We start from the raw sequence: 21,972 nt of genomic DNA, 5'->3' as shown, positions 1-21,972 counted from the left end.
TTCGGGAGGCGGTGGACGATTTTCTTGAAAGAGCACGCACGGGGGCTTCATCAGCCCAACCGCCGAACCCCCAACACCGCTGACCCCAACACTACCGCGCCCGCCATCAGCGCCACCCAAAACCCGCTGGTGGCGCCAAAGTGATCGATCATCCAACCGGAACTGGCGGCACCGATGGCCACGCCGATGCTCAGGCCGGTGATCAGCCAGGTCATGCCTTCGGTCAAGCGGCTTGGCGGGACGACCTGCTCCACCAGGGCCATGGACACGATCAGGGTCGGCGCGAAGAACAATCCGGAAACAAACACCGCCACGGCCAGCCCAGGGATGTTGGTCACCAGCAGCAACGGCAATGTCGTCAAGGCGGTGGCCACGCCGCAGAACAGGAACTGCCGGGGCAGCGGCGCCTTGAGTTTGAGGGTGCCGAACGCCAGCCCTGCCAGACATGAACCGATGGCATACACCGACAACACGATACTCGCCGCTGCCGGTTGGCCCTGGTGCTGTGCAAAAGCCACGCTGACCACATCCACCACGCCGACGATCACCCCCATGGCCAGCAGCAGGATCATCAGGATCAGCACCGAGGGCGAAGCGATCAACCAACGGCCATGATGGCCCTGGTGTTCGTGCACCGACGGCTCGGTTTGGCGTTGCAGCACAAAGGTGGTGACGCCCACCGCCAGCAACAGCGCCGCCGCCAAAGGGCCGGCTTGTGGGAACAACACCACGCACAAGCCGACTGAAATCGGCGGCCCGATGATAAAGCACACTTCATCCAGCACTGATTCAAGGGCAAATGCGGTTTGCAGTTTGGGCTGGCCGCGATACAACTCGGTCCAGCGTGCGCGCACCATGGCGGACATGTTGGGCATGCACCCGGCGAGCGCGGCGAACACAAACAGCGTCCAGTTCGGCGCTTGCACGTAGGTGCACAGCAGCAGCATCAGCAGGGCCCCACCACCGATCAACGCTGCAATTGGCAGCACCCTGCCCTGACTGTATCGGTCGACCAGACGTGAAACCTGCGGCGCGCACAAGGCCGTGGCCAGGGCAAACACGGCGGCCACCGAGCCCGCCAGGCCATAACCGCCGTGCACCTGCGAGAGCATGGTGATCAAGCCGATACCCGTCATGGACACCGGCATGCGCGCCAGCATGCCTGCCAACACAAAAGCACGCGAACCAGGTGCCTGAAACAACTCGGCGTAGGGGTTTGCCATGGGTTAAACGCCTTCAATCCTTAAATTGCGCAACTTTGTATCACACCAACCGCGTGATCTGCTTATGCCGCCACACCAACCGGTAATACGCTGTCTGCAAGACCAGCATCGCCAGATAGGTCACCGGAAACGCCATCCACACCCCTTCCAGGCCGAAGTGCGCATTGAACAGGTACGCCATCGGCAGCTCAACGCACAGCACACAGAAGATCGAGATGGCGACCGGCATCAGCACCACGCCGCTGGCGCGCATGATCCCGCCGACCACCGCCTGGAAACCGAAGACCAGCACGCTCCAGAGCATGATGTGCAGCAAGTGTTCGGCCTTGAGACGCGCAACGTCGTCGGTGATGAACAGCCCCAACAGCCAATGCGACAACAGGTAGCCAAGCACGATCAACCCGCCGGTCAGGCAGGTGTTGATCAACAGCCCGGTGCGCAGAATCGGTCCGATACGCTCCAGGCGCCCGGCGCCAATCGCCTGGGCACCGAGGATCGAAGCGGTGATGGCAATCGACAACGCTGGAAACTGCACGTAGTTGACGATCTGCGTCACCGCACCATAGGCCGCCGTGGCCTGGGAGCCGTGCCCGTTGACCAGGGCGAGAATGACCAACTCCGACAGCGACAGCACCACCATCTGCAAGCCGGTGGGCAGGCCGATGCGCAGGACTTTGCCGAGGATCACCCGGTCCAGGCGCAGGGCGGCCAACAGCTCGCGGTCCGGTGCCATCACATGGTTTTTGTGGCGCAGGCGCAGGATCAGAAACAGCATCGCCAGGGCGTTACCCACCAGCCCTGCGTATACCGCACTCTGGATACCCATGGGCGGCAGGCCGATCCAGCCGCGGATCAACGCGGGAGTCAGCAACAAGCCAACCAAGGTCGACACCATCAGCGCCAATAGCGGAGAGATCGTGTCACTGACGCCACGCAGCAACTGGGTGTAGAGGATAAAGACCAGCAACAGCGGCATGATCAACATCATCACCTGGGCGTAGCCCACGGCGGCGTCGAGTACATCCACGGGCGTGCCCAACGCCTGCAAGGCTGGGCGCGCAAACAAGCTGCCAAGCACCGCCGCCACCAGCCCCACCAGCGCCCCGAGGGTCAGGGTGGCGCCGGTAATCACCTTGACCAGCCCTGTCTCCTGGGCGCCCCACGCCTGGCCGATGAGTACCGACGCGCCCGCCCCGAGACCGATCACCAGGGCGATAAAGAAAAATACAATGGGGAACATCCCCGACACCGCCGCCAACGCCTGGGTACCGAGCATTTGCCCGACATAGATGCCGTTGAGGGTGCCGGAAAAGCTCTGCAGAAAGTTGGACAACACCATCGGTGCCAGAAATAACAGGTAGATCTGCCACAACGGCCGTTTGGGGGTGACTTCCATGCTGGTTCGAGTCCCTTAATTATTGTTAGGCAGTAAAGGCATTACGCGACAGCCAAGCCAGGTACACCTGCACGTCTACCGGCCAATGCGCAATCTTGTTGGAAAAGTCAGCAGCATCCTGGGCAAACAGCGCCCGCGAGGCGTCCTCGAAACCTGGCAGGTCACCGCCGATGGCGCTCATGAAACGATAGCTGGCTTCCTTGGCGTGACGCATCTGATCACGGGATGCGTGCACAGTGCGAGCTTCATCCACCAATCGACGCAACGCTGCCGAAGCGCCACCCCGTTGTTGGCCCAACCACTCCCAATGACGCGGCAACAGCGTGACTTCACGCGCGACTACGCCTAGCTTCGGGCGGCCGACCGACGGGGTTGCGGGTGGCTCGTCATCGACTTCGGCCTGTGCTGGTTGCACGGGCGCATAACCCTCTGGCCAGGGGTAGTCGACCTGAGTGCCGGTGGCATCATCAAAAACCAGGAAGCTGCCAGTCGGCACGGCGAGGCTTGATAAGGCGTCGGCCACCTCGGTATAGCTACCAGCCGCCACGCGTTGGTGATGAACGAAGGCAGTGCACAAGGGTGTATTTTGCGTAGGCATGGTTTATTACCCGGGTATTAATTATTTTACCCGGGCTATATTAACCAAAATTTTGTAGTCTGCAAGTCTATTGCTGTGAAATATCCAAATGCTCATCGCACAGCAAACATTCAGTTATCTATTGCTTGGAGAGGGTCTCAACCGTGTCGCGCCCGATGATCCTGTCCGGCTTGTCACTGTCTTTGACCGAGTCCAGTTTACGGTTGAACGCAGGCCGGCTGATGATCTCTCTCGCCAGCAGGGTCATTCGGTCGTCGACCGGATTTCCAGTCAGTGGTCGGCCAGCTACCTCACGCAGGGATGCCTGGGTGATTTTGTCATTGGCGTTCGGATTGAAGTAGTCAAAGTTATTACCTAGTTCCAAAGCCAGATCAGAATCGCTGGCGCTTCCGAAATCGTTGGCGAGTTGAGCATCTTGTGGGCTCATGCCGCCAGCTTGCGATGGACCGTAACCACCGACCTCCCCATAAGACGGCTGTTGCTGATAATTTGGGACACCATACGAAGGCTGTTGCTGATAGCCCTGCCTCGGCGAAAAACCATTGAATGTCCCCTCCTCACGTTCGTAGTGATCAACAACCCTATTCGCATCGCCTTGGCTGATGTAGCCATCCTCCAGACCGTTGTTGTTTATGGCATCAAGCAGATGGTTCATTTCTGGGCGGGAGAGAATCTCCCTCGCCAGAAAGATCATCTTGTCTTGAAACGGATCGCCGGTCAGTGGACGGTTGGCAACATCTACGATGCTCGCCTGGGACACAAACCCAGTACGTGGATCTTGAAAATAACTGAAGTTATCTGCGAAGCCCTGCGCAATGACCGAATTAGGAGCCCGACCTTCAGACGGCATGAAAGGCCCTATTTGAGGTGCCATATAAGCGTTTGTCGGCGAGTTCATTAATCCGCGATGCGTATTGCCTACTGAGTTGTTAGCCCCCCAAGAGGATCCACGTGATGAAGTATTACGCGGCTTTTCATTTTTTTGGGGACCCTCAATGACCGCCGCTACGTCCTTGCGCGAGATCTGATCACCGTTGGGGTTGGCAAACGTGATCGGCGCCATCATCCGATTCATCGAGGGACGGTTGAGAATTTCACGCGCCAACAGCGTCATGTTGTCGTCCACCGGATTACCGGTCATAGGCCGGCCGGCAACTTCACGAAGTCTGGCTTGGCTTATGACCTTCTGGCTGGGGTCTTCAAAATAATCGAAGTTATTCAGGAGCTCCGTGGCGAGGCTTCCATTGGTAGAAGTTGAGTATTTATTCTCGGGTGACGCGTTTGCCGACTCATTTTGTCGAAAGGCACTGCCCTGAACGGGCCCATTTTGACAGATGTACGCAGATGACATAACAACACCTCAGCACTTGAGTGATTGACCGACAACCCAGATCGAGTCAGATCTGGATCAACGGTCAATCTGTGGCTGCTTGCTGATGCGCAGTTCCAGAATCCCCATCAAAGAAACAATTTCTCTCACATTGAATTCTCATCGTTTGGGAGGTTGGCTACCCGCCAAAGGTGTGTGAAGGCCGGTGCAACGTTGGATCAAACAGAGCGCAGCAGCACTTGGTCATACAGTGGAATACGCAGCGAAGCCGGTCGATCGAACACCGATTAAAGAGGCGCTATCGGCAGCGCACGCTTGTGCGCTGTCTTGCTGTAAGCCCCCTCGACAATCACCCTCACCCGCTCACTCACCGGCTCACCCATCAAGTAGGCATCAATCTCTGCGTAGGTGCATCCGTAGGCTTGCTCATCCAGCTTGCTCGGCGCCAACTCTTCCAGGTCGGCGGTAGGGTGTTTGTGCACCAGCCTATCCGGCGCGCCGAGGGTTGTGGCCAACAGCCGTACCTGGGTTTTGGTCAGACCCGACAACGGTGCAAGGTCGCAGGCACCATCGCCGAACTTGGTGAAAAAGCCCATCAAGGCTTCGGCGCCATGGTCGGTGCCCACCACCAGCCCGTTATGCAAGTTGGCCACGGCGTATTGGGCGATCATCCGTGCGCGGGCCTTGACGTTACCCTTGATGAAGTCGACATGACTGGCATCGGCCTCGGCGGCGCGCAAGCTGCTCATCAAGCCATCGACACTGGCGGCGATGTTGAGCGTTTCGATCTGGTCCGGGGTGATGAAGTCCAGGCTGGCCAGGGCGTCGCCTTCGTCAGCCTGGGTCTTGTAGGGCAGGCGCATGGCGATAAAACATGCGGCGTAATCTTCGGCGCGTAGTTGTTCGACGGCCAGTTGGCATAGGCGACCGGCAGTCAGTGAATCGACGCCGCCGCTGATGCCCAACACCAGCGCCTTGCAGCCCGAGTTGCGCAAGGTGGTTTTGATGAAATCGATGCGCCGTTGAATCTCCCGGGGTTCGCCCCCCTGGACCAGTGAGCGGTCGATATTCAGTTCCTGTGCGATACGTTCTTGCATGTCACACCTCCACGCTGCCGACATTGAATACCTGTGCTGCATACTGCAAAAACGAGGCGTCTTCGCAGACGTTCTTGATCGGGTCATCCGAGAACTTCACCACCGGCTCGCCGTGTACCCGCACCAGTTTCATCACGATGCTCAGCGGTTCGACGCCTTCCACATCGCAGGCCAGGCTGGTGCCCATGCCGAAACCGAACTTGGCCTTACCGCGCACGTGGCGCAGGATCGGCAGGCATTTCTCGAAGTTCAAACCATCGGAGAACATCAGGTCCTTGGTCATGGGGTCGATACCCAGCTGCTTGTAGCGGGCCAGCACCTTGTCGGCCCAGGCGATGGGGTCGCCGGAGTCCTGGCGCAGGCCGTCGTAGAGCTTGGCGAAGTACAGGTCGAAATCCTTGAGGAAGAAGTCCGTGCTGATCGTATCGGTCAGGGCGATGCCCAGGCGGCCACGGTATTCACGCACCCAGTGTTCCAACGCGGCATTCTGGCTTTCACGCAGGCGCCCCAGTTGCTGGTGCACCATCAGCCATTGGTGGGCCATGGTGCCAATCAGTGGCAGGTCGAATTCGTAGGCCAGGTGCGCGTTGCTGGTACCGACGAACTGACCGGGAAAGTCACGGCGCATGATATCCACCACTTCGCGCTGGGCCTTGAACGACAAGCGCCGTCGGGTGGAGAAGTCGGAGACACGCAGGTCGGCCAACTCGTCGCGGCTGAGATTTTTCTCCAGCCAGTCGAACTTCTGATAAAGCTTGCGGGTGACATCTTCCAGGGTAACGTCGGGGTATTTGTTGCGGTTGCGCAACTCGCTGACTAGGGCCAGTACCGGCTGCTCGAACATGATGCAGTGCAGCATCGGGCCAACCACGCGGATGTTCAGTTGGCCGTCGACCTCGCTGACATGGATATAGCGCAGATTAAAACGGTACAGGCCGAGAAAGCGTTCGTAGTCCGGCGTGAGGTATTCGCGAAAACGTGGGTTGAACAAGAAACGCAGCTCGCCTTCGCGCGCCTGTAAACCGGCCATTTTCTCCAGCTCGGCACGCAATTGAGGGATCAGGTGCCCGAGCTTCTCCTTGGAACGGACGATGAAGTTGTATTCCACATCCACGTTGGGGTACTGGTGCAATACAGCCTGCATCATGGTGAAGGTGTAGTAGTCGGTGTCGAGCAAGCCTTGGATCACCGGGGCTTCGTAGTCGTAGGCACTTTCCATGGTCGGTCTCCTTAACGCGTGGCCTGTGCTGCCAGTTCTTCGCGGCTGCTGCTGATGACGGCACCGGCCTTGAGCAACTCATTGACGGCCTGCACTCCGCCCTCTTCGCTGATACCCCGGCACGCTGGCAGGTACAGGACAACTTCCAGGCCGGCCTTGAGCAGTTGCAGCGCCGTGGTCTTGACGCAGTAGTCCAGGGCCAGGCCGCCGACGATGACACGACTCACACCCTGGGCCTTGAGGTACTCGATCGCGCCCGTGGAGAGTTTGTCGTGCAGGTCGTGGTAACAGGCACCGTAAGGGTGCAGATCGGGTTCGACGCCCTTCCAGACGAAGTAGTCGTAGTCATAGGGGCTGGGCAGCTCGTCCAACAGCGTAAAGCCCTCGGTGCCCGGCACGCAGTGGCTGACCCAGGTGAGATCGGCATGGGCCAGGCCGGTGGGTTGCAGCATCTCGCTGTGCTGGCTGACCACCCAGGGCGCGTGCGGGGTGTGGGCATCCTTGCTGCCGATGCGGTGGCCGGCAAGGCTGGCCATGTAGTTGAGCTCGGCGCCTATCCGATCACCACCGACCACCGGCAACTCGTTGGGGCACAGTGGCGTGAAGCTCTTTTGGGCGTCGACGTCGAATGAAGCAATGGCGGTTTTCGAGAGGGTCATGGTCGTTCTCCGGTGGCCTGAAATAAAAGTACACGTCATGTACTTTCATTGCAAGAAACATTTGTTTATCTATTCTGGAGCCAGTACATGACATATCTGTTCGATTGGTTAGACTGTGCACCACTGCTGTTTCGAAGGATTTCACATGCCACTGAGCCCTTACCTCCATACCGTCGACCTGTGCGTGTTGTTTTACTGCCGCGCCTCAGGGGACTTGAAACTGCTGCTCAATAAGCGCGAAGCCGAGCCCTTTGCCGGACACTGGGCACTGCCCGGCGTGGTAGTCAACGGCGACGTGCAAGACCTGAGCCTCAAGGATGCGGTCGAGCGGTTGCGCGCCAGCGACAAGGTGGGCTTCGAATTGGCATGGAGCGAGCAAGTCGGCACGGTGGGTGATGCGTTTCGCGACCCGCGTTGCTGGTCGTCATCCACCTTCTACCTGGCCATCGTGGCGGATGAGGTGACAGTGGCCGAGCACCAGGGCTGGTTTTCACTGAATGCGGTGGCAAATGGCAGCATCAAGCTGCCGTTCGACCACAACCTGATCGTGGCCGCGGTACAGGAGCGACTGTTTTCCAAGTCGTTGTACAGCAGCTTGCCGTTGCTGTTTCTGGGGGATGAATTCAGCGCGCCGGAAGCGACCACGATCTTTTCACTGGTGCTGGCGCGCCCGGTGTTGAAGACCAGTATTCGCCAGCGCTTGTTGAAGCTGACCGAGGCGGGATATCTGCGTGAGACAGGCCGCAAGAAGAATGGTGAAGGCGGCCGGCCCCAGGCGACAGTAGAGAATCTGAAGCCTGGGGCGGTGTATTTTTTTGATCGCAGTTTTGCCGAATAGTCTCGATTCAAAGCACAAAGCACCTTGAGTGTGGGAACGGGCTTGCTCGCGAAAGCGGTGTGTCAGTCACTATATGCATATCTGATACACCGTATTCGCGAGCAAGCCCGCTCCCACATTTTTGATCCATGCAAGGCTCTAGCTCATCCAATTGCCGCCATCGACGTTGTAGGTCTGGGCTACCACGTAGTCGGCATCCTTCGATGCCAGGAACACCGCCATCCCCGTCAGATCCTGCGCCGTCCCCATCCGCCCAAACGGCACCTCGGCCCCTACTCGCCTCTTCTTCTCGCCAGGGGCCAGCCCTTCATACTGGGCAAACAGTGCGTCCACCCCATCCCAATGCTCGCCGTCCACCACACCCGGTGCGATGGCGTTGACGTTGATGCCTTGCTTGATCAGGTTCAACCCCGCCGATTGCGTGAGGCTGATCACCGCCGCCTTGGTCGCGCAATAGATCGCCACCAAGGGTTCTCCGCGCCGCCCGGCCTGGCTGGCCATGTTGATGATCTTGCCGCCATGGCCTTGGCTGATCATCTGCCGTGAGGCGGCCTGCAGGGTGAACAGCGTGCCCGCGACGTTGATCGAGAACAGCCGTTCATAGCTGTCACGCGTGATATCGACGATGGGGGCCAGGTCGAACAGCGCAGCGTTGTTGACCAGGATATCGAGCTTGCCAGCCTGGGCGACCACGGCGGCAATCGCCGCATCGATGGAGGTTTGATCGGTGACATCTATCGCCACGGCGTAAGCCTGTGGACCCAGCTCGGTAGCCGTGGCCTGGGCCCGCTGCAAGTTGATATCAGCGATCGCTACAGTGGCGCCTTCGGCAATATAAGCCTGGGCAAAGGCATGGCCGATGCCGCGTGCCGATCCAGTGATCAGCGCACTTTTACCTTCGAGTCGTTTCATGAGGGTGTGCTCTTGGAAAATTACTTGGGATAGCCGGCGCGTTTCATCTCGCGCTCGGTGGTGGACTGCGCCTGGAGCAACGCTTGGTCAACCGACATGCCGCCGGTCAATGCCGCCGAAAACAGCTTGCCGACCGAGGTGCCGATGGCCTGGAACTCGGGGATGGTCACGTACTGGATACCTACATACGGCACCGGCTGGGCCGATGGATGCATGGGGTCAGCGTGCTTCATCATTTCCAGGGTCACCTGGGCAAACGGTGCCGCCTTCAAATAGGCCCCGTTGTAGGTGGACTGACGGGTGCCCGGTGGCACGTTAGCGATGCCTTCTTGATGGGCGACTAGTTGGATGTAGTCCTTGGAAGTAGCCCAGGTGATAAAGGCCTTGGCCGCATCCTTATGCTTGGATGTGGCCGGGATCGCCAGGGACCAGGCGTAGAGCCAGGACGAACCTTTATCGGTGACCTCGGTGGGCGCTGCCGCAAAGCCTACGCTGTCGGCGACTTTGCTCTGGCTTTTGTCGGTGGTGAACGAGCCGGCGACGCTGGCATCGACCCAGATCGCGCACTTGCCGCTGTTGAACAGCGCCAGGGTTTCGTTGAAGCCATTGCTGGAAACGCCCGGCGGCCCGTAGCTTTTCAGAGTATTGACGTAATAGTTGGCGGCCGCCGTCCACTCGGGGCTGGTCAATTCAGGCTTCCACTGCTCATCGAACCAGCGCGCGCCAAAGGCGTTGGCCAGGGTGCTCAGCAATGCGATGTTCTCGCCCCAACCCGCCTTGCCGCGCAGGCACATGCCGTATTGGTCTTTGTCTTTAGCTGTCAGCTTGGCGGCGAAGTCGCCGAGCTGGGTCCAGGTCGGGTGCGCGGGCATCGTCAGCCCCGCCTGCTTGAACAGATCGGTGCGGTAGTAGGTGACGGTGCTTTCGCCGTAGAACGGCAAGGCATACAAGGTGTCGTTGACCGACAAACCCTGGCGCACAGAAGGGAAGATATCGTCGACGTCGTAGTCCGCCGGGAGTTGGGTCAGCGGCTCCAGCCAGTGCTTGGCGCCCCACAGCGGGGTTTCATAGGTGCCAATGGTCAGCACGTCGAACTGCCCGCCCTGGGTGGCGATATCGGTGGTGAGGCGCTGGCGCAGCACGTTTTCTTCCAGCACGACCCAATTGAGCTTGATGTCCGGGTGCTGTTGCTCGAACACCTTGGCCAAACGCTGCATGCGGATCATGTCGCTGTTGTTGACCGTGGCAATGGTCACGGTATCGGCGGCGTGACTGGGCATGGCCAGTGCCAGGCCGGTCAGCAGGAACAACGCTTGCGGGAGCTTGAACATAGCGGTTTCCACCTGTTGTTTTTGTTGTTGAGCGCCGATTACAGCAGCTTGGCCACCCCCCCACAAACCCATGGCGAATGCGCGACCGATACTTTTTTAACCTTGGCACCAAGATCAAAAAAGTATCGGTACCAGGCAAAACCGGAGGTAGCGCACGGGTTGCCAGTGCGCGTATTTTGAGACGATCCCACACCTAAAAGAGGCATTGCCATGCCCGTCAGCCGCGCCGAACTGTTCGAGCATCGCCCTGCCGAATTCGAAGTGATCCTGCCCGAGCCGGACCACTGCTTTCGCTGGTTCGAACATGACTATCCTTACGACCTGGCGCGTTGGAACCACCATCCCGAGTTCGAAATCCATCTGATCCGCCAAGGCAGCGGCAAACTGGTTGCGGGTGATTACATAGGCGCCTTCAGCGCCGGGCATGTTGCGCTGATCGGCCCGGACCTGCCTCACGACTGGATCGGCGACCTGCCGCCCGGCGAATGCCTGAAGGGGCGCGACGTGGTGCTGCAATTCGACGGCGCAGCCCTCCTCGGCCTACGCAAAACCCTGCCGGAGCTTGGCGATTTGTCCCCCTTGTTCGAACAGGCGCGGCGCGGCCTGGCCTTCAGCGGCACCACGGCGGTGCAGGCGGCACAGTTGATGGAAGCCATCGGCAATGCCCATGGCCTGCAACGGCTGATCCTGTTCCTGCAACTGCTCGACACCCTGAAAAACGCGCCACAACATCAGGTACAGGCGCTGGCCAGCCCTTGCTACGCGCCAACACTGGATGCGCGCAGTGCCGAACGCATCAACAAGGCCTTCGATTACCTGATGCGCGAACTCACCGGCGATGTGCGCCTGTCGGTGATCGCGAGACAACTGGAGATGAGCGAGCCAGGCTTCTCACGGTTCTTCAAGCGCAACACCGGCCACGGTTTTATCGAGCTGATGCGCAAGTTCCGTGTGCAGCGTGCCTGTCGGTTGTTGCTGCAAAGCGAGATGTCGGTGGCGGATATCTGCTTTGAAGTGGGTTACGCCAACCTGTCCAACTTCAATCGGCACTTTCGGATTGAGATGAATCTGACGCCAAGTGAATACCGGCGCGAAACCGCGGTGCAATTGTTTAACCGCACCGGCCTGTAACATCGGTTACTGAGCCAAGGCCTTTTGCGCCAAGCGGGCGACTTCAAGATCAATTTCTGCGCGCTGGCGCTCACCGTCCTCAAGAAACCAGGCGGCCGATAATCCGGCATGAGCCACGACCCATTGCAGCAGGCGCTGGCGTGCGAGGCCGGCCGTTTGTGCGATCACGTCAACCTGGCGGTTGAAACGCATCGGGTCGCTACAGGTAGGCAAATCCGGATTGCAGATCAAATTGGCGTAGTCGTAACCTCGCTCGCCTGTCACCCGCTTTGGATCAATCGCCAGCCAGCCCCGAGCACCGAAGTCGAGAATATTGTCGTGGTGGACATCACCGTGCAGCACCACGATGTCTTGCTGAGTTGCCAGCAACTCACGCGCCACCGCTGCGCAGTCAAGCAACCTGCCGCCCTCATCCTCAGCCGCGCGCCACAAAGACTGGAACCAAACCTCCAGGGAAAGCAGTCCTTTCGGCGGCACTGGCCGCGGCGCATGCAGCCGGGCAATCGTCGCGCAGGCAATCCGGCTGGCTTCATCATCCTGACCATTGAGCGCCATATGCATCAAGGAACCCGCGCCGGTGGCACGTTCCATCACCATAGCCTCGCCGTCATGCGCGTACACCTGCGCTGCGCCATCGCCTGCCCACCAACTCATCAACCGCCCGCCCAGTTTTTCTTCTGAGGTATGGGCAATCTTCAACATCGCCGGCAAGCCTTGCCAACGCACGGGCAACAAGTGGCTGCCGGGCGTCACGATAAGGTCGCCGTCGGCACTCAGGTTCCAGGATTGCAAATAGCGCTCGAACATTAAGGAGTTCCTTGTGTGGGCCCGTGAAAATGACACCCTGCCATTTTTGATCAAAAAGCCAATTAATTCTGCTTTTTTTCATATTGCTCAACCCTTTGAGCAAAGTTGGTACGCCACGTGCAAACGTTTGCGGAACGAACTTGGCAGCCAAGTTCACTCCTACCCGCAGAATCGGGTTCAAACCGCGTACGAATAGGGATTTTCAATGCACCCCACCTCAAGGCGTCCTGCTTGCTTTGGTGTTTCCTTGCTACTGGCTGCCGTTACGGGAGTACTCAGTGCGCCCATTTTGGCGCAGCAACAACCCGTCGATGACTCAGCACAGGGCGAAACCCTGAGTCCTGAAACCAAGGGCCCGGAAGCCAGTCCGGCGAAAAAAGGCGTGTATTTGTCGGACTGGTTCAACCAGGATCTGACACTGATCGGCAGCAAAGACATCAGCTTCGGCCCCAAGCCGCAAGATGACGTCTACCTGGAATACGAGTACTTCGGCCGCAAGGGGCCGTTCGAGCTGTACGGCTATATCGACGTGCCGAAGATTCTCGGCATCGGTAACAGTAATGACAAAGGCGCGTGGGACCATGGCTCGCCGGTGTTCATGGAGCACGAACCACGTATCTCCATCGATTACCTGGCAGGGCGCAGCCTGGCGATTGGGCCGTTCAAGGAGTGGTATGTGGCGTTTGACTGGATCTACGACCACGGCAGCAACAAGTCCAACCGCGCCAACACCCTGTACAGCGGCCTGGGCACGGATATCGACACCCACTCGCGGGTCAACCTGTCGGCCAACTTCTATGGGCGCTACCAGTGGGAAAACTACGGGGCCAGTAATGAATATTCGTGGGATGGCTACCGTGCGCAAATGAAGTACATCGTGCCCATCAGCAGTTTCGACAACGGTGCTTCCCTGACCTACATCGGCTTTACCAACTACGATTTCGGATCAAGCCTGCACAAGGACAACCCGGCGCGTACCGCCAACGCGCTGGTGGCGACCAACGTGCTGCTTTACTCATTTACCCACCTGCGCTTCACCCTGGTCGGCCGTTACTTTCATAACGGCGGCAACTGGGAGGACGGCAGCGAGCTGAACTTCGGCGAGGGTAACTTCCGCGCCCGCTCCGAAGGCTGGGGCTACTACGCCGGCGTCGGTTATCAATTCTGATCAAGGAACTTTAGATGAACGTATTTACCCGCCTCTCGATGGCTATCGGCCTGGCATTTTTGCCCCACTTGGTGCTGGCGGATACGCCTGCGCCGATCAAGCCCAAGGTGATGTTGATCACCATGTTCGCCCCTGAGGCGCAAACCTGGATCGACCGCCTGGAGCTCAAGCAGGAAGTTCGCGTGCCGGGCCTTTCGGCCGAATACCCAGTGATTCGCTGCAACACCCAGGATGTGTGCCTGCTCGTCACCGGCATGGGCCAGACCAACGCCGCCGCCTCCACCTTGGCCCTGGCCTTGTCGCCCAAGTTCGACCTGCGCCAGAGCTACTTCCTGATTGCCGGGATCGCCGGTATCAGCCCCAAACACGGAACCATCGGCACTGCTGCCTGGGCCCATTACCTGGTGGAGTTCGGCACCCAATGGGAGCTGGATTCGCGGGACGTGCCCAAGGATTGGCCGACGGGCTACATCGGCATCAACACCAAAGGGCCGAACGAGAAACCGCCGCTGGACTACAAGACCGAGGTGTTTGAGCTCAATCCCAAGCTGCAAGCGAAAGCGTTTGCCCTGTCGGAAAAAGTCGAGCTGACGGAAAGCAAGGAATCCAGCGCCTGGCGCAAACATTACCCCGCCGCCCCGGCCAACCAGCCACCGCAAGTCACCCGTTGCGACACCCTGGCGGGTAACACCTGGTTCTCCGGCACACGCCTGAGCGAACGCGCCGAAGTCTGGACCAAGCTGCTCACCGACAACAAAGGCGAATACTGCACGACCCAGCAGGAAGACAACTCCACCTATGAGGCCCTGCTGCGTGCCAGTCGCGAGGGGTTGGTGGATATCCAGCGCCTGGCCGTGGTGCGGGCAGGTTCCGATTTCGACCGTCCTTATCCGGGCTATAGCGAGGTGGACAACCTGTTGAAATACGCGGACCAAGGTGGGTTCGTGCCAGCACTGGAAAACCTGTATCGCACGGGTAATCCGTTGGTACAGGCGATCTTGAAGAACTGGTCGACATGGGAAAAAGGCGTTCCCGAAGCCTGATGAGGAACAAAATGTGGGAGGGGGCTTTCCCTCCCACATTTTTCACCGCGTCAAGGCAGGAAGATGATCTTGTCCGCAGTGCCGCTATTCACTTCCTCATAGCACTGCCCCCCCTCCGCCAGCGCCACTTCACGCAAGCCTGTCGGCAATGGCAGCGACCCGTCATCAAAGAAGCGCCCAAACTGTTCCAGCATCACCGCGCACTGCTCGCAGTTGTAGAGCAACGAATTGATACCCACCACCGAACCGCCCTTGCGGTACAAGGCCAGGGCCGGCAGTTGCACGTGGCCGTCGACCGGCGCGGCGATGATTGCAATGCGCCCGAATGGCGCCAGACCTGCGACAGCAGCCGGCAGCCAGAAACCCGTCGTGTCGAAGATCACATCGGCACCGCCCTTGAACACGGCATTGACCTGCGCACCCAAGGCCTCCGGTTGCCCCAAAGTAATCGCCTCCAACCCTTGCGCCTGCAACACCTCGACCTGATCCACCTTGCGCACCGCCGCCAACACCTGGGCGCCGCGAATTTTCGCCAACGCCAGCGCGGCACTGCCGACGGCCCCGTTGGCCCCGATCACCAGCAACCGCGTGCCCTTGCCGACACCGCTGCGCTCCAGGGCATCCCAGGCAGTGGTGTACGGCACGCCAAGGCTGGCGGCCTGGGCAAAACTCAAGTGGGTTGGCTTGTGCGCTACGCCCTTGGCCGACACGGTCAGGTACTGCGCGTGAGAACCGTCGGCGAAAAACCCGAGGTCACGGCCGGTGCCCCAGACCTCCTGGCCGACCAGCTCCTGCGGCCCTTCCACCACCACGCCAGCAAAGTCCCGTCCGGGGATGCGCGGCAAGGTGGTGTAGGGAAAACGGCCGAGCACGTTTTTAACATCGCTGGGGTTAAGACCCGCCGCCTTGATCTGGACCAACACTTCACCGGCAGCCGGTACCGGCTGGGCGACATCAACGAAACTCAGGGCAGCAAGGTCGCCGGTGGCGGAAAATTGCAGGGCTTTCATGGCCAATATCCATCGAAGGGAAAGAAAGAATCAGGACAACCAACCGCTGAGCCACTCGCGCCCCATGGGCCAGAGTTTCTCGCCGAGCAACATGCCCATCAGTCCCACCAGGGCGATGGCCGGCGGTGCGGGCGAGCGGAAGTCCAAGGCGCCGTAGATCACGCCGACCAGCAGGCCGATGGCAAGAGATATCAGGTAGCTCATGGAGAACAGCGCCGTGTAGGTTGATGGGCTCAGTGTAGTGAGCCCACCTGCGAAACATCGGCCAAGTACTTCAGGATATCGGCCAAACCCTCAGCCCACATACTGCGACGGCGCCACGCCGAGTTCGCGACGGAACATGTCGCTGAAACTGCTGGGTGAATAGCCCAAGGAACGGGCAATACCGCTGACCGACTGGCCCTGGATCAGCTCGGCCACCGCCGTGGCCAGCTGTACCTGCCGCCGCCACTCGGCAAAGCCCATGCCCAGATGGTTCTGGAACAATCGCGCCAGGGTGCGCACGCTGGCCCCCGCCGCCTCGGCATGCTGCTCAAAGGGGATCTCCAGGGATGGCGCCGCCATCACTGCCTGGCAGGCGTTGATCAATCGACGGTCCGCCTCCAGCGGCATGGCGATGCGGATTTGCGAGCGGCGTGCCCGTTGCAATTCCAGCAGCGCCAGGCCGACCACGGCGTCGTAATAAACCGGATCGCCGTTGTCACCTTGATCGACCAAGGTGACGATCAATTCACGCAACAGCCCGCCCACTTCAATCACCTGCACCTGGCTGTCCAGCGTGGCCGCCAATGCCGGGCGCAGGTAGATATTGCGCATCTGCAGGTCCGAGACCACGCGAATCCCATGTTCCACACCCGGCGGCAGCCACACCGCGCGCTGCGGCGGCACCACCAAGGCTTCACGGGGCGTCTCGACCCACATCACGCCACTCATGGCGTAGAGCAACTGGCCCCAGTCGTGGCTATGGGGCTCCACATACAACCCACGCGGGTAAGTGCGCGCAAGGGGTTGCACGGGGACGGCATGATCAGTGAGGTCAGGGGGAGCGGCCAGGGCCATGAGGAACACATCAATCAAGGGTGAACGACCATGGTAATGACCGTCACCCGATAATCCGAGCGGATTTTCTAGCGTGTGCCCACTTGGCGCACTCGCACCCGTCGACAAGGCACGCGGCTCACCATGGGAAGGGTGCTCGGCGCAGCGGGTGCTGCACCTTAAGCAACGACTATAGGCAAGCAATCAGGGCTCAATACCTTTAATCGGCCAGGCGGCTATTGCTGCGGTACATGAACACCAGCGCCAGGGCCAAGAGCAACATCGCCAGGAGGCGACTGCCCGACAGCTCGATGGCCGGGTTGCCCAGCCAGCCGAAATTATCGATCAGCATGCCCATGCCCAACTGCCCGACGATCACCGCCACCGTTGCCACCGCCGTCCCCACCACGGGTACTGCGCCCACCATCACCATCATGTACACCACGCCGAACAACGCGCCGGTCAGTTGCCATTTCGGCACATCCAACAGGCTGACAGCCTGGGTGGGTTCGAAGAAAAAGATCAACAACGCCGTGGTGATCGCGCCGACTACAAAGGTCAGCAAACTACTGCGCAACACACCCACCGCCTGGCCCAGGCGACCGTTGATCGCCGCCTGCACACTCAACACCGCGCCTGCGGCGATCACCAGCACCAATAACAACATCAGGTTCATAGTCTTACCCTCGTGCAATCAAGACAAGTGCCGCCACAATCAGCGCCAGTGCGATCCAACGCTCGATATTGACCCGCTTGCGCGCGGTACCGAACCAGCCGAAATGGTCGATCAATACACTCTTGCCGACCTGGCCCGACAGAATCGCGATCATGGTCATGGCAATCCCGATGTGGGGCGTAGCCAGGGTCAACACCACCACGTACATCGGCCCCAGGAACCCACCGATCAATTGCCAGCGCGGCAGGTCGGTCAGTGCCGGACCTTTTTGCGGACCGCTGAACAACAACAGTAAAAACAGGATGGCCGAACCGACACCGAAGATGCTCAACGTCGCCCACAAATGCCCGACCTGCACACCCAACGGTCCCAACAACCCGGCCTCCACCGACAGCCCCATGCCAGCCAGGATCACCAGCGGCAATAACAGCAACCGTAGAAGGTTTCTTTTCGGCGTGGCCTGCGCCACACCCACGGTAGAACTGGCTTGCATACATCACCTGCACTTCAACAAAGGATTGATGACGCGCATTATCCGGTGGCCGTTCTGTGCGATAAATGGGAGCATGCGGATAACACCTTTGCGTAATACGCACAGCCTGGAGGCGCAATGCAGGGTTTGAATGAACTGAGTTTCAAGGCATTGCGCCTGTTCGTCGCAGTGCTGGACCACGGCAGCTTCTCGGAAGTGGCACGCCGCGAGAGCCTGGCGCCCTCCTCCATTTCTCGGCAGATCCAGTTGATGGAGCAAGCCCTCGGCCAGCAACTGCTCTACCGCCACACCCGTGCGGTCAGCCCCACCGAAGCCGGGCGCCTGCTCGGGCAACATGCGCGGGTGATGCTGGAACAATTGGAAGCCGCCGGCCAGGCCCTGCAGGAACAGGAAAGCGAGCCCAGCGGCCTGGTGCGCATCAACGCGCCGATGGTATTCGGCCAGCGCCATCTTTCACCGTGGCTCGGCGAGCTGTGCCGCCGCTATCCCAAGTTGCAGCTGGATATCCAGCAAACCGACACCTATGTCGACCCGCTGCAAGACGGCACCGACTTGCTGTTTCGCATCGGCGTGCTCAACGACTCCAGCATGCAAGCCCGCATCTTCGCGCCCCAGCGCTTTCGCATCGCCGCCAGCCCGGCTTACGTGGCCCGCCATGGCTTGCCGAGCCACCCCGACCAACTGGTGAATCACCAGTGCCTGGCCTACAAAGGCATCACCGGCCAGCAACGCTGGTTCTTCCGCCGTGACCAAGGCGACTGGACGCCCTACAGCGTCAAGGGCCCGATCACCGGCAACCATGCCGACACCCTCACCCACGCCGCTGAACAAGGCCTGGGGCTGGTGGTGTTTCCGTCCTGGCTGATTGGCGAAAGCTTGCGCGCCGGCACCTTGCAGGCAGTGCTCACGGAATACGAAGTGGCGACGACGCTGGAGCCACAACAGATCGCCGCGCTGTGGCCCGGCAGCCGACGGCTGTCGCTGAAGGTGCGTACGGTGATTGACTATTTTGTGGAGTGTTTTGGGGCGGTGCCGTATTGGGATCGGTGACTCAGAACAACCACTGTCCAATCAACCACGCATTCGCCCCACTGATCACCGCAAACAGGAACCACGCCAATAACCGCGTCGGCAGCCGGTTTACGAACGGCCCCATCAATTGCTTGTCATCGGTCATGCGGATCAGCGGGTACAGCGCGAACGGCAACTGCAAGCTGAGCACCACCTGGCTGAGGATCAGCAGTTTGCCGATGGCATCATCGCCCATTAGCCACACCCCGAGAAACGCCGGGATCAGCGCCAACCCACGGGTAATCAAACGGCGCTGCCAGCACGGGATACGCAGGTTGAGGTAACCCTCCATGATCACCTGCCCGGCGATGGTGCCGGTGAAGGTGGAGCTTTGCCCGGAGGCCAGCAAAGCGATACCGAACAGGATGCTGGCAAAAGCACCACCAACCAATGGGTCCAGCAGGTGGTAGGCGTCCTGGATCTCGACCACCTCGGTGTGGCCCGTCTTGTAGAACGCAGCCGCCGCCAGCACCAGGATCGCTGCATTCACCAGCAAGGCCAGGGCCAGGGAGCCGATGGTGTCGATACGCGCCAATTTGACCGCATCCTGTTTGCTTGCGAGGTCCTTGCCGATCAGCCGCGTTTGCACAATAGACGTGTGCAGGTAGAGGTTATGGGGCATCACCGTCGCACCCAGGATGCCGATAGCCAGGTACAGCGGCGCCGCATCGCTGATGGCCGACAACGACGGGGTAAAGCCGCTGAGCACGTCCGGCCAGTAGGGTTTGATCAGCACCAATTCGATAAAGAAGCACACACCGATGGTCGCCACCAGCGCCAGCATGATCGCTTCAAGGCGGCGGAACCCACGGTTTTGCAGGGCCAGGATCAATAATGTGTCGAAGGCGGTGATAACGATGCCCGTGGTCAACGACACGCCGAGCAACAGGTGAAATGCCAGGGCGCAGCCAAGCACTTCGGCGAGGTCAGTGGCAACGATGGAAATTTCCGCCAACACCCACTGGGTTCGTGCGGAACGCCGGCTGTAGCGCTCACGGCACAACTGCGCCAGGTCTTTGCCGGTGGCGATGCCCAACCGCGAGCACAGGCATTGCACCGCCATGCCCGCAAGGCTCGCCAGCAGTACGACAAACAACAGGCTGTAGCCGTAACGCGAACCGGCCTCGATGGCCGTGGCCCAGTTGCCTGGGTCCATGTAGCCAATGGAGATCAACAGGCCGGGGCCGGCGAACATCAACATGCGTTTGAAGAATGACGCCTTGGGGTCGACGGCGACGGACCCGGCCACTTCCGGAGGGCAGAACGGTGCGGTAGCGGTTTTCGGCAGGCTGAATTTCACGCGGCATCCCAAGTAAACAACACAAGACAAGGCCGCAGCTTATCAGTCGGATGCGACCGTGCGCATCACCGTTTCCCGGGGTAAATCAAACGCTTCGACCACTTGCACTACCAGGTCCATTTCCTGATTCAGCGCGTCACGCTCCATGCGCTGGCGAATCACCCCGACCACCAATACCGCCAGGGTGGTAATCGAATAGGCCGGACCGGAAAACGCACGTACACCGGTCACCAGCAACATCGCCGCCGCCAGCGCCTGGCCCACCACCGGAACGGCCGTGGCCGCGCCACGACGCAGGATAAACCCGGTGAGTCCCGCCAACGCCGTGCCGCTCAAGGCAGTAGTGGCCGAGCGACCGAGATCGATACGATTGAACAAACCCTGCTCTTTTTACGCGGCGGCTTTGAGCTCAGCGTCGAAGGCCTGGCGATCGGCGCTGCTGAGTTTGTCTTTGTACTGCTCGATCAGTTTTTCCGCGACCTGCGCCTCAATGTCTGCCAGCGCTGTGGCTTCAACCGGTTCATCGAACTTGATCCCCAGCCGTTGCGCCACATCTTCGGCAATCTGGCGATAACTCACGCCATGGCCACGGGCCAGGTTCATGAAGCTGTCACCGCCCATGCGCTGCAATTCGATAGCCAGTTTCAGTGGTTCGCGCACATCGGCATCGATGGAAGCACTGCGCTTTTGCGCCATCAGCTCAGCAAGAAATTTCAACTCGTCCGGACGTGCCTGCCCCAACGCGCAGAACAACTCCACGTCCTCCTCGGCAAAACGTACTTCAGGGGTCCTCAAGTCAGCGCGAATCAGGCCACGACGCTCTTGCAACAGGTCGGTGTACTGCACCACCGTCTTCAATTGCGGCCAATAGGCGGCATGATCAAAAGTGGCCAGATGCACATTGGTAACCTTGGCCTTCAACGCTGGTGTCACGTCAATCGCATAACGGCCAATGCAGCGTTCGGTATCCGGTTTTATCGCCAGCGCCCAGTCTTTGCTGGAGTGGCAGTTGATCACCCGCCCTTTGAACGGTGCCGACACGTCTTCCCAGGGGCTGGACGTAGAGATCGCACCGCCCATCAGCAGCAGGTTGTTCAATGGCAACTCGCGGGCGACCTCCGGGCTGGCCAGCACGCTCTTGACCAGAATGCGAGCGCCGAGGGAATGGCCGATCAGGTTGATACGCCGCACTGGCAGCGACTCGTCGTGCAGGTAGCCTGCCAGCTCCGGCAACAAAGTCTTGGCCACTTCATCGACACGTGCCTCGACACTCTTGTAATGGTCGAGGAAATAGGCAATCGCCTTGCCCACGCCCACCGTCGCCGCACCCAGGCCACCACCGCCGAGCATCGAGGCAATCACGTCTTTGAACGGCGCAAATAGGTTTTCCAGGAAATGCCCCGCCGGCCAGAACAGCATCAGGTTGGTCGAACCCTCGATACTCGCCAATTGTTCCTTGAAGCTCCCCAGTTGCTGGAGATTGAAGAAAGCCGAATAACCGTGAACGTAGAGATTGAGCACCTCCCCCTGGGGCTCTCCGCACAGCACGAACGTGGGCTTGCGGGTGCGGTGCATTTCATCCCACTGGTGTTGCATGGGCCGGTGACTCCTGGTGACGATGGGCAGCGATAG

At 59.8% G+C, this 21,972-nt stretch carries 21 protein-coding genes and 1 pseudogene; 5 read left to right on the top strand and 17 right to left on the bottom strand.

What is annotated here, in order from left to right:
- Nucleotides 1–50: 50 nt before the first annotated feature.
- The 7 genes from AC07V4_RS25560 to AC07V4_RS25530 all read right to left on the bottom strand — a co-directional run bounded on the left by AC07V4_RS25560 (nt 51) and on the right by AC07V4_RS25530 (nt 7,522).
- Nucleotides 51–1,223 (bottom strand): MFS transporter, encoded by a 1,173-nt coding sequence (locus tag AC07V4_RS25560; RefSeq protein ID WP_492637957.1) that lies wholly within the window; start codon nt 1,221–1,223, stop codon nt 51–53.
- Between the two features lie 40 nt (nt 1,224–1,263).
- Nucleotides 1,264–2,619, bottom strand: coding sequence for an MATE family efflux transporter (locus AC07V4_RS25555; RefSeq protein ID WP_431749389.1), 1,356 nt, complete (start codon nt 2,617–2,619; stop codon nt 1,264–1,266).
- Between the two features lie 25 nt (nt 2,620–2,644).
- On the bottom strand, nt 2,645–3,217 hold the full coding sequence (locus tag AC07V4_RS25550; RefSeq protein ID WP_492637958.1) for a DUF2239 family protein: 573 nt from the start codon (nt 3,215–3,217) through the stop codon (nt 2,645–2,647).
- A 118-nt stretch (nt 3,218–3,335) separates the two neighbouring features.
- Complete coding sequence (locus tag AC07V4_RS25545) at nt 3,336–4,568, bottom strand: hypothetical protein (RefSeq protein ID WP_492637959.1); 1,233 nt, start codon at nt 4,566–4,568, stop codon at nt 3,336–3,338.
- Between the two features lie 266 nt (nt 4,569–4,834).
- The gene (gene nadE, locus AC07V4_RS25540; protein WP_492637960.1) at nt 4,835–5,644 is read right to left on the bottom strand and encodes an NAD(+) synthase; all 810 of its coding nucleotides are present in this window, start codon (nt 5,642–5,644) and stop codon (nt 4,835–4,837) included.
- 1 nt (nt 5,645) lies between these two features.
- Nucleotides 5,646–6,863 (bottom strand): nicotinate phosphoribosyltransferase, encoded by a 1,218-nt coding sequence (gene pncB / locus AC07V4_RS25535; protein ID WP_492637961.1) that lies wholly within the window; start codon nt 6,861–6,863, stop codon nt 5,646–5,648.
- 11 nt (nt 6,864–6,874) lie between these two features.
- On the bottom strand, nt 6,875–7,522 hold the full coding sequence (locus AC07V4_RS25530) for a nicotinamidase (protein ID WP_492637962.1): 648 nt from the start codon (nt 7,520–7,522) through the stop codon (nt 6,875–6,877).
- Between the two features lie 145 nt (nt 7,523–7,667).
- Between AC07V4_RS25530 and AC07V4_RS25525 the strand changes: the two genes are divergently transcribed.
- Complete coding sequence (locus AC07V4_RS25525; protein ID WP_492637963.1) at nt 7,668–8,360, top strand: NUDIX hydrolase; 693 nt, start codon at nt 7,668–7,670, stop codon at nt 8,358–8,360.
- A 138-nt stretch (nt 8,361–8,498) separates the two neighbouring features.
- Here the strand turns inward: AC07V4_RS25525 and AC07V4_RS25520 are convergent, their stop codons facing one another.
- Both AC07V4_RS25520 and AC07V4_RS25515 read right to left on the bottom strand, forming a co-directional pair.
- Nucleotides 8,499–9,272 (bottom strand): L-iditol 2-dehydrogenase, encoded by a 774-nt coding sequence (locus AC07V4_RS25520; RefSeq protein ID WP_492637964.1) that lies wholly within the window; start codon nt 9,270–9,272, stop codon nt 8,499–8,501.
- Between the two features lie 20 nt (nt 9,273–9,292).
- On the bottom strand, nt 9,293–10,552 hold the full coding sequence (locus AC07V4_RS25515) for an ABC transporter substrate-binding protein (RefSeq protein WP_492638108.1): 1,260 nt from the start codon (nt 10,550–10,552) through the stop codon (nt 9,293–9,295).
- A 261-nt stretch (nt 10,553–10,813) separates the two neighbouring features.
- Here AC07V4_RS25515 and AC07V4_RS25510 point away from each other — a divergent pair, with 261 nt between their 5' ends.
- Entirely contained in the window at nt 10,814–11,734 is a 921-nt protein-coding gene (locus AC07V4_RS25510; protein WP_492637965.1) for a helix-turn-helix domain-containing protein, read from the top strand.
- A 6-nt stretch (nt 11,735–11,740) separates the two neighbouring features.
- Here the strand turns inward: AC07V4_RS25510 and AC07V4_RS25505 are convergent, their stop codons facing one another.
- Nucleotides 11,741–12,541, bottom strand: coding sequence for an aminoglycoside phosphotransferase family protein (locus AC07V4_RS25505; protein ID WP_492637966.1), 801 nt, complete (start codon nt 12,539–12,541; stop codon nt 11,741–11,743).
- 205 nt (nt 12,542–12,746) lie between these two features.
- Here AC07V4_RS25505 and AC07V4_RS25500 point away from each other — a divergent pair, with 205 nt between their 5' ends.
- Nucleotides 12,747–13,709 (top strand): nucleoside-specific channel-forming protein Tsx, encoded by a 963-nt coding sequence (locus AC07V4_RS25500; protein ID WP_492637967.1) that lies wholly within the window; start codon nt 12,747–12,749, stop codon nt 13,707–13,709.
- Between the two features lie 14 nt (nt 13,710–13,723).
- Complete coding sequence (locus tag AC07V4_RS25495) at nt 13,724–14,752, top strand: purine-nucleoside phosphorylase (RefSeq protein ID WP_492637968.1); 1,029 nt, start codon at nt 13,724–13,726, stop codon at nt 14,750–14,752.
- Nucleotides 14,753–14,802: 50 nt separating this feature from the next.
- Here AC07V4_RS25495 and AC07V4_RS25490 read toward each other — a convergent pair whose 3' ends face one another.
- The 5 genes from AC07V4_RS25490 to AC07V4_RS25470 form a co-directional block, all read right to left on the bottom strand.
- The gene (locus AC07V4_RS25490; protein WP_492637969.1) at nt 14,803–15,762 is read right to left on the bottom strand and encodes a quinone oxidoreductase family protein; all 960 of its coding nucleotides are present in this window, start codon (nt 15,760–15,762) and stop codon (nt 14,803–14,805) included.
- A gap of 30 nt (nt 15,763–15,792) precedes the next feature.
- On the bottom strand, nt 15,793–15,966 hold the full coding sequence (locus AC07V4_RS25485) for a DUF1427 family protein (protein WP_492637970.1): 174 nt from the start codon (nt 15,964–15,966) through the stop codon (nt 15,793–15,795).
- A 90-nt stretch (nt 15,967–16,056) separates the two neighbouring features.
- Nucleotides 16,057–16,821, bottom strand: coding sequence for an AraC family transcriptional regulator (locus AC07V4_RS25480; RefSeq protein WP_492637971.1), 765 nt, complete (start codon nt 16,819–16,821; stop codon nt 16,057–16,059).
- Nucleotides 16,822–17,020: 199 nt separating this feature from the next.
- Nucleotides 17,021–17,476: a DMT family transporter gene (locus AC07V4_RS25475; protein WP_492637972.1), complete on the bottom strand. Its 456-nt coding sequence runs from the start codon at nt 17,474–17,476 to the stop codon at nt 17,021–17,023.
- Between the two features lie 4 nt (nt 17,477–17,480).
- Nucleotides 17,481–17,969, bottom strand: coding sequence for a DMT family transporter (locus tag AC07V4_RS25470; protein ID WP_492637973.1), 489 nt, complete (start codon nt 17,967–17,969; stop codon nt 17,481–17,483).
- A gap of 117 nt (nt 17,970–18,086) precedes the next feature.
- Here AC07V4_RS25470 and AC07V4_RS25465 point away from each other — a divergent pair, with 117 nt between their 5' ends.
- Nucleotides 18,087–19,019, top strand: a complete 933-nt coding sequence (locus tag AC07V4_RS25465) for a LysR family transcriptional regulator (protein WP_431750391.1) — start codon at nt 18,087–18,089, stop codon at nt 19,017–19,019.
- A 1-nt stretch (nt 19,020) separates the two neighbouring features.
- On the opposite strand, the gene AC07V4_RS25460 is transcribed toward AC07V4_RS25465, so the two are convergent.
- Nucleotides 19,021–20,340, bottom strand: a complete 1,320-nt coding sequence (locus AC07V4_RS25460; protein ID WP_431750388.1) for an Nramp family divalent metal transporter — start codon at nt 20,338–20,340, stop codon at nt 19,021–19,023.
- Between the two features lie 42 nt (nt 20,341–20,382).
- Nucleotides 20,383–21,936 (bottom strand): annotated as a pseudogene (locus tag AC07V4_RS25455) (DUF726 domain-containing protein).
- Nucleotides 21,937–21,972: the final 36 nt, after the last annotated feature.

This window comes from Pseudomonas sp. GW821-FHT03A09 (assembly GCF_059421065.1).
Note: the sequence above shows the minus strand (reverse complement) of the source record. Positions and strands in the feature narration are given on the sequence as shown.